Source organism: Aeromonas molluscorum 848 (genome assembly GCF_000388115.1).
GTDB classification, from domain to species: Bacteria; Pseudomonadota; Gammaproteobacteria; order Enterobacterales; family Aeromonadaceae; genus Aeromonas; species Aeromonas molluscorum.
In genome coordinates this window covers 23,107-29,328 of sequence record NZ_AQGQ01000029.1, presented here as the reverse complement: position 1 = coordinate 29,328, position 6,222 = coordinate 23,107, and the positions used below count along the sequence as shown (strand labels likewise).

The following is a 6,222-nucleotide window of genomic DNA, read 5'->3' as shown; positions in this document are numbered from 1 at the left end:
CCACCATAGCCACCCTGGATGGCTTCAAGAGCATAGGGGGCAGCGTCTATAACGGCACCCTGGGAATAATGTCCCTGATGGCCCCCTTCTTCATTGGTCATGCCATGGCAGAAGAGCGCAAGGTCGATCCCCTCTCGGCGGGCCTGCTCTCGGTCGCCGCCTTCATGACGGTCACCCCTTTCAGCGTCGGTGATGCCTACGCAGTGGGAGCCAACTGGCTGGGTGGCGCCAACATCATCTCCGGCATGCTCATCGGTATCGTCTCGGCCGAGATGTTTGCGTTCATCATCCGTCGCAACTGGGTGATCCGTCTGCCTGACAGCGTACCGACCTCGGTCGCTCGCTCCTTCTCTGCCCTGATCCCTGGTTTCATCATCCTCTCCATCATGGGGATACTCTCTTACCTGCTCAATAGTGAGGGCAGCAACTTCCACCAGATCATCATGGATACCATCTCCACCCCCCTGTCCAACATGGGCGGTCTGGTCGGCTGGGTCTATGTGCTCTTCTCACCGCTGCTCTGGTTCTTCGGGGTTCATGGCTCACTGGCCCTGTCGGCGCTGGAGAATGGCATCCTGGTGCCCTTCACCCTGGAAAACGTCGCGCTCTATACCCAATACGGCTCGGTCGATGCGGCCATCGCCGCGGGCAAGGCATTCCACGTCTGGACCAAGCCGATGCTCGACTCCTACATCTTCCTCGGCGGTACGGGTGCCACGTTGGGCCTCATTCTTGCGGTGTTCATGGTCTCGCGCCGTGATGACTACCGTCAGGTTGCCAAGCTGGGTCTGCCCGCTGGTATCTTCCAGATCAACGAGCCCATCTTGTTTGGTCTGCCGGTCATCATGAACCCCGTGCTGCTCATCCCCTTCGTGATGGTACAGCCCGTGCTGGCGACCATCACCCTGTTCGCCTACCACACAGGTTTTATCCCGCCCATCACCAACATGGCGCCCTGGACCATGCCGGCGGGATTGGGGGCTTTCTTCAACACCAACGGCAGCATCACCGCCGCGCTGCTGGCGATATTCAACCTGGGGGTTGCGACTCTGATGTATGTCCCCTTCGTGCTGATAGCCAACAAGGCCCAAGCCGTTATCGAAGAAGAGAAAGAGGAGAGCGAAGAGGATATCGCGCTGGCCCTGAAATTCTGATGACAACCCCGGGAGGAGCCTGGCTCCTCCCTCTTCAAGCCGAAGGAGAATAAGATGACGTATCGCTTTCCGGATGAGTTTTGGTGGGGAAGTGCCAGCTCGGCGCCCCAGATGGAAGGGGCATCGAGGCGGGATGGCAAATCCGACAACATCTTCGACTACTGGTTCTCCATTGAGCCAGAGCGCTTTCATCAGGGCATAGGCCCGGCACAGACATCGACCTTCTATGATCGTTTTGAACCCGATATAGCATTACTCAAACAGCTGAATCACAACAGTTTTCGTACCTCCATTTCCTGGTCTCGACTGATCCCGGACGGGACGGGTGAGGTCAATCAACAAGCCGTCGCCTTCTACAACAGCGTCTTTGACCGCTTGCTGGCCGAGGGGATAACCCCCTTCATCAATCTCTACCACTTCGATATGCCTATGTGCATGCAGGCGCGAGGAGGATGGGAGAGCCGGGACGTCGTGGCCGCCTATGTACGCTACGCCGGCTTGTGCTTCGAACTGTTCGGCTCACGGATCAAGCATTGGTTTACCTTCAACGAACCCATAGTGCCGGTCGAGTGTGGTTACCTCGGCCACTTCCACTACCCCTGCGTGGTGGATTTTCGCCGCGCAGTCACGGTGGCCTATCACACCGCCCTGGCCCATGCCGGGGCGGTCAAGGCCTTTCGTGATGCGGGCGCCTGCGGAGAGATCGGCATCATCCTCAATTTGAGCCCCACCTACCCTCGCTCCGACACGGCAGAAGACAGCCAGGCTGCGCGCTGGGCCGACTTGTTGCTCAACAAGAGTTTCCTCGATCCGGCGCTCAAGGGAAGTTATGACCCGGAGCTGGTCGCCCTGCTGCGCCAGCATGATCTGTTGCCAGAGGTGGCTGACGGTGACAAGGCGCAGCTCATGGCAGGGCGAGTGGATTGGCTGGGGATCAACTATTATCAGCCACGGCGGGTCAAGGCCAAGGAGCAAGCCTGCTCGGGGGCGCCGCGCACTCCCGAAGATCTCTTCGACTTCTACGAGATGCCGGGACGCAAGATGAACCCGCACCGGGGCTGGGAGATCTACGAGAAAGGGGTCTATGACATTCTCACCGAGCTGCGCCTTGGCTATGGCAATCCTCGTTGCTACATCTCGGAAAATGGCATGGGTGTCGAGGGGGAAGAGCGCTTCATCGGGCCCGAAGGACGGGTCGAAGATGATTATCGCATCGACTTTATTCGCGGTCACCTCGAGTGGCTGCATCGCGCCTCCCAAGAGGGCAGTGCCTGCTGTGGCTATCACCTCTGGACCTTCATCGACAACTGGTCCTGGCTCAACGCCTACAAGAATCGATATGGCCTGGTCAGGCTCGATCTGGCGAGCCAGGTGCGCACCATCAAGAAGAGCGGATACTGGTTTGCCGAGGTGGCACGCAACCATGGTTTCAATTAAGTGAGAGGCCATTAAACCGCTTTCAATCAACTAGCTGTAATCAAGGGGATAAAGAGATGTTCGATATGGACAACATAGAGGCAGAAACCACGACGTGCGATGACATGGAAGAGGTGGTGATGGGGCTCATCATCAACTCGGGGCAGGCTCGCAGCCTGGCCTACAGCGCCCTGAAGAAGGCCAAGGAGGGCGACATGGCCGCCGCCCGTCAGCTGATGACCCAATCCCGCGAGGCCCTCAATGCCGCCCACCTGGTACAGACTCAGCTGATCGAGAGCGATCAGGGCGAGGGCAAGATCCCGGTCACTCTAGTGCTGGTCCATGCCCAGGATCACCTGATGACCTCCATGCTGGCGCGGGAGCTCATCAATGAGCTCATCGAGCTGCATGAAAAACTGCTCAGCAAGTAACACCTGAGTCATCATCGACCAGTCACAAGGGGCGAATAATGAGCGTCAAGACAATCCGGGAAAACGAGCTGTTCAACAACAGACCCTTCCACATGTTCATCTACAACAAGCAGGTGAGCGGCACCGGGTTGCACCAGCACGACTATTACGAGTTCACCCTGGTGTTGACCGGTCGTTACTATCAGGAGGTCAACGGCAAGCGGGTGCTGCTCGAGCGCGGCGATCTGGTGTTCATCCCCCTTGGCTCATCGCACCAGAGCTTCTACGAGTTTGGCACCACCCGCATCTTCAACGTCGGGATCAGCCGCAGCTACTTTGACGAGCACTTCAAATACCTGCTGCCGGAGCACTTCGTGGCCTCCCAGGCCTATCCGCTCAAGAACGAATTTCTGAGCTACATAGAGTCGGTGCTGGTCTCCCCCGGATTTAGGGAAGAGGCCCTGACCGAGTTCCTTGAAGGGGTAACCTACTCGGTGATGAACAGGCTGCGCCACTACAAGGATGCTTCGGCCAGCGAAGATCTCCCCCTCTGGCTCCATGAAGCGGTGGAGCGCATGCACGATCGCCCCCTGTTCGCCGAAGATGCCCTGGCCAATCTGGTCAGTCTCTCTGGCAAGAGCCAGGAGTACCTGACCCGGGCCACCCGGCGTTACTACAACAAGACACCGATGCAGATCATCAACGAGATCCGGGTCAACTACGCCAAGATGCAGCTGGAAGTCACCAACGACTCCGTGGCCGATATTGCCTTCGAGACCGGCTACAACGATGTCAGCCTCTTTATCAAAAACTTCAAGAAGCTGACCTCCTTTACCCCAGGCAGTTACCGAAAATATCTCTATCCGAAATTTGAGACCCCTGCCTGAAATGGGCTGAAGGTATTTTTTAAAACAATACCTTGCGAACGAACCAAACAGATTCATCGGCCCCTGCTCCAGGTGGCTGCGGCCCCTCTCACCCCTGGTGCAGAGCGGCTCCTTATTCAACCTATTTGAGAATGATGAAGAGGTGTTTATGAACACGAAGCTTAAAGTGGTCACCATAGGTGGCGGAAGCAGCTACACCCCGGAGTTGGTCGATGGTTTCATCAAGCGCTACGCCGAGCTGCCCATCGACGAGTTGTGGCTGGTCGATGTCCCCGAAGGAGAGGCAAAACTGGCCATCATCTTCGACCTTTGCCAGCGCATGATCACCAAAGCCGGCATCCCCATGACACTGCACAAGACCCTGGATCGCCGCGCCGCGCTGCAAGGCGCCAGCTTCGTCACCACCCAGTTGCGGGTCGGCCAGCTGCAAGCCCGGGAGAAGGATGAGCGCATCCCTCTCAGCCATGGCCTGCTGGGTCAGGAGACCAATGGTGCGGGCGGCCTGTTCAAGGGACTGCGCACCATCCCCGTCATCTTCGACATCATCAGGGACGTCGAGGAGATCTGCCCGGATGCCTGGCTCATCAACTTCACCAATCCAGCCGGCATGGTGACCGAAGCCGTCCATCGTCACACCCAGTTCCGCCGCTTCATCGGGGTGTGCAACATTCCGGTCGGCATGCAGATGTTTGTGCGAGACGCCCTGAAGGTCACGGCGCAGGACACGCTCTCCATCGACATCTTCGGCCTCAATCACCTGGTCTTCATCGGCGATGTATGGGTCAATGGAGTCTCGCGCTTCGATGAGCTGCTCGAAGGGGTGATCGACGGCAGCCTCACCAGCTCCAGCTCGGTCAAGAATATCTTCGACCTGCCCTTTGATGAGAGCCTGATGCGTGGCCTGCGCCTGTTGCCCTGCTCCTACCTGCGTTACTACTTCAAAGAGAAAGAGATGCTGGGGATCGAGATGGGCGAATTCTACAAGGGCGGCGCCCGAGCCCAGGTGGTACAAAAAGTAGAGAAGACGCTGTTTGAGCTCTACCAGAACCCCGAACTCAATGAGAAACCCAAGGAGCTGGAGCTACGCGGCGGTGCCTACTATTCCGATGCGGCCTGCGAGGTGATCAGCGCCATCCATAACGACAAGCGCAGCGAGCAGTATGTGATAGTCCCCCACCATGGCCATGTCACCAACATACCCGCCGATTGGACCGTCGAGATGACCTGTCTGGTGGGCCGTGATGGCGCCATTCCCCACCCGCGCCTCACTCGCTTTGATGACAAGGTGAACGGGCTCATTCACCTCATCAAGAGCTTCGAGATTGCCGCCTCTCAGGCCGCATTGAGTGGCTCCTTCGATGACTTGCTGCTGGCCATGAACCTCAATCCACTGATCCACTCAGACAACGAGGCGAAAATCGTTGCGCGGGAGCTGCTGCTGGCACACCGCGAGCATTTGCCCAAGTTTGCCACCGCCATTGCGGATCTTGCCTGATGAAACTGGGCCCCGCTGGCCTACAGCGGGGCAATACAGGAGATTGAGATGCATAAAAGATTGATTATCAACGCCGATGACTTCGGGCTTTGCCGCGCCCAGAACTACGGCATTGTGGAAGCCTTCGAGCATGGGGTGGTCAGCTCGACCACCGCCATGGTCACCTCCCCGGCCATAGAACATGGGGCCTGGCTGGCCACCCGCTTCCCGGCCTTGCCCATTGGGCTGCATTTTGTGCTCAGTTGGGGCAAACCCCTCTCCCCTCTCCCTTGCCTGGTAAACGCCCAAGGGGAGCTGGACAAGGATATCTGGCAAAAAAGCGAGGGGAGCCTGCTGGTCGAGAGCGAAATCATTCAGGAGCTCCACCAACAATTCGACCACTTCGTGACGCTGTTTGGCCGGGCGCCCAGCCATATCGACAGCCATCACCATGTGCATATGTTGCCGACCATCTACCCGCTGGTGGAAACCTTTTCCCGGCAGCAAGGTATTCCCCTGCGCATCGACAGAGATGAAGTTCGCCGCCACGGTTTGACCGTCACTGACGCGCTCAGCTGCGAGCGTTTCGACAGTCGCTTCTATGGTGAACAGCTCACCCGGGAGTGGTTGCTGCAACTGCTCGATGATGCCGATGAGCAAGGGGCAAGCTCCCTTGAGATCATGTGCCACCCCGCTTTCATCGATCTCGACGTGCAGCGCAGCTCTTACAATCTGCCCCGGCTCACCGAGCTCGCCATTCTCACCGACCCAGCCCTGCCAGCCCTCATCGCCGAGCGAGGCTATCGCCTGTGCAGTTATCGAGACTGGTCGCCGCAATAACACGTGGCGCCTGATCTCCGCCATGGCAGCCGGCCTTGCAG

6 protein-coding genes are annotated in these 6,222 nt (G+C 58.1%); all 6 read left to right on the top strand.

The genetic code is table 11. The annotated features are described in order from the left end of the window. Positions 1–1,154 (top strand): PTS cellobiose transporter subunit IIC (gene celB, locus G113_RS06710; RefSeq protein WP_005897045.1); only part of this gene is annotated, 1,154 nt, incomplete at its 5' end. A gap of 54 nt (positions 1,155–1,208) precedes the next feature. Beyond that, positions 1,209–2,591, top strand: a complete 1,383-nt coding sequence (locus tag G113_RS06705) for a glycoside hydrolase family 1 protein (protein ID WP_005897043.1) — start codon at positions 1,209–1,211, stop codon at positions 2,589–2,591. A 56-nt stretch (positions 2,592–2,647) separates the two neighbouring features. After that, positions 2,648–3,001, top strand: a complete 354-nt coding sequence (gene chbA, locus G113_RS06700; RefSeq protein WP_005897040.1) for a PTS N,N'-diacetylchitobiose transporter subunit IIA — start codon at positions 2,648–2,650, stop codon at positions 2,999–3,001. A 38-nt stretch (positions 3,002–3,039) separates the two neighbouring features. Then, on the top strand, positions 3,040–3,867 hold the full coding sequence (gene chbR, locus G113_RS06695; protein ID WP_005897038.1) for a transcriptional regulator ChbR: 828 nt from the start codon (positions 3,040–3,042) through the stop codon (positions 3,865–3,867). Between the two features lie 148 nt (positions 3,868–4,015). After that, positions 4,016–5,362, top strand: a complete 1,347-nt coding sequence (locus tag G113_RS06690) for a 6-phospho-beta-glucosidase (protein ID WP_005897035.1) — start codon at positions 4,016–4,018, stop codon at positions 5,360–5,362. Positions 5,363–5,410: 48 nt separating this feature from the next. Continuing rightward, complete coding sequence (gene chbG / locus G113_RS06685; protein ID WP_005897032.1) at positions 5,411–6,181, top strand: chitin disaccharide deacetylase; 771 nt, start codon at positions 5,411–5,413, stop codon at positions 6,179–6,181. Positions 6,182–6,222: the final 41 nt, after the last annotated feature.

What these genes read in the sequence shown, in the direction of transcription:
- G113_RS06690 (WP_005897035.1), top strand. Translation starts at nt 4,016, where the DNA reads ATGAACACGAAGCTTAAAGTGGTCACCATAGGTGGCGGAAGCAGCTAC.
- chbG (WP_005897032.1), top strand. Translation starts at nt 5,411, where the DNA reads ATGCATAAAAGATTGATTATCAACGCCGATGACTTCGGGCTTTGCCGC.
- chbR (WP_005897038.1), top strand. Translation starts at nt 3,040, where the DNA reads ATGAGCGTCAAGACAATCCGGGAAAACGAGCTGTTCAACAACAGACCC.
- chbA (WP_005897040.1), top strand. Translation starts at nt 2,648, where the DNA reads ATGTTCGATATGGACAACATAGAGGCAGAAACCACGACGTGCGATGAC.
- G113_RS06705 (WP_005897043.1), top strand. Translation starts at nt 1,209, where the DNA reads ATGACGTATCGCTTTCCGGATGAGTTTTGGTGGGGAAGTGCCAGCTCG.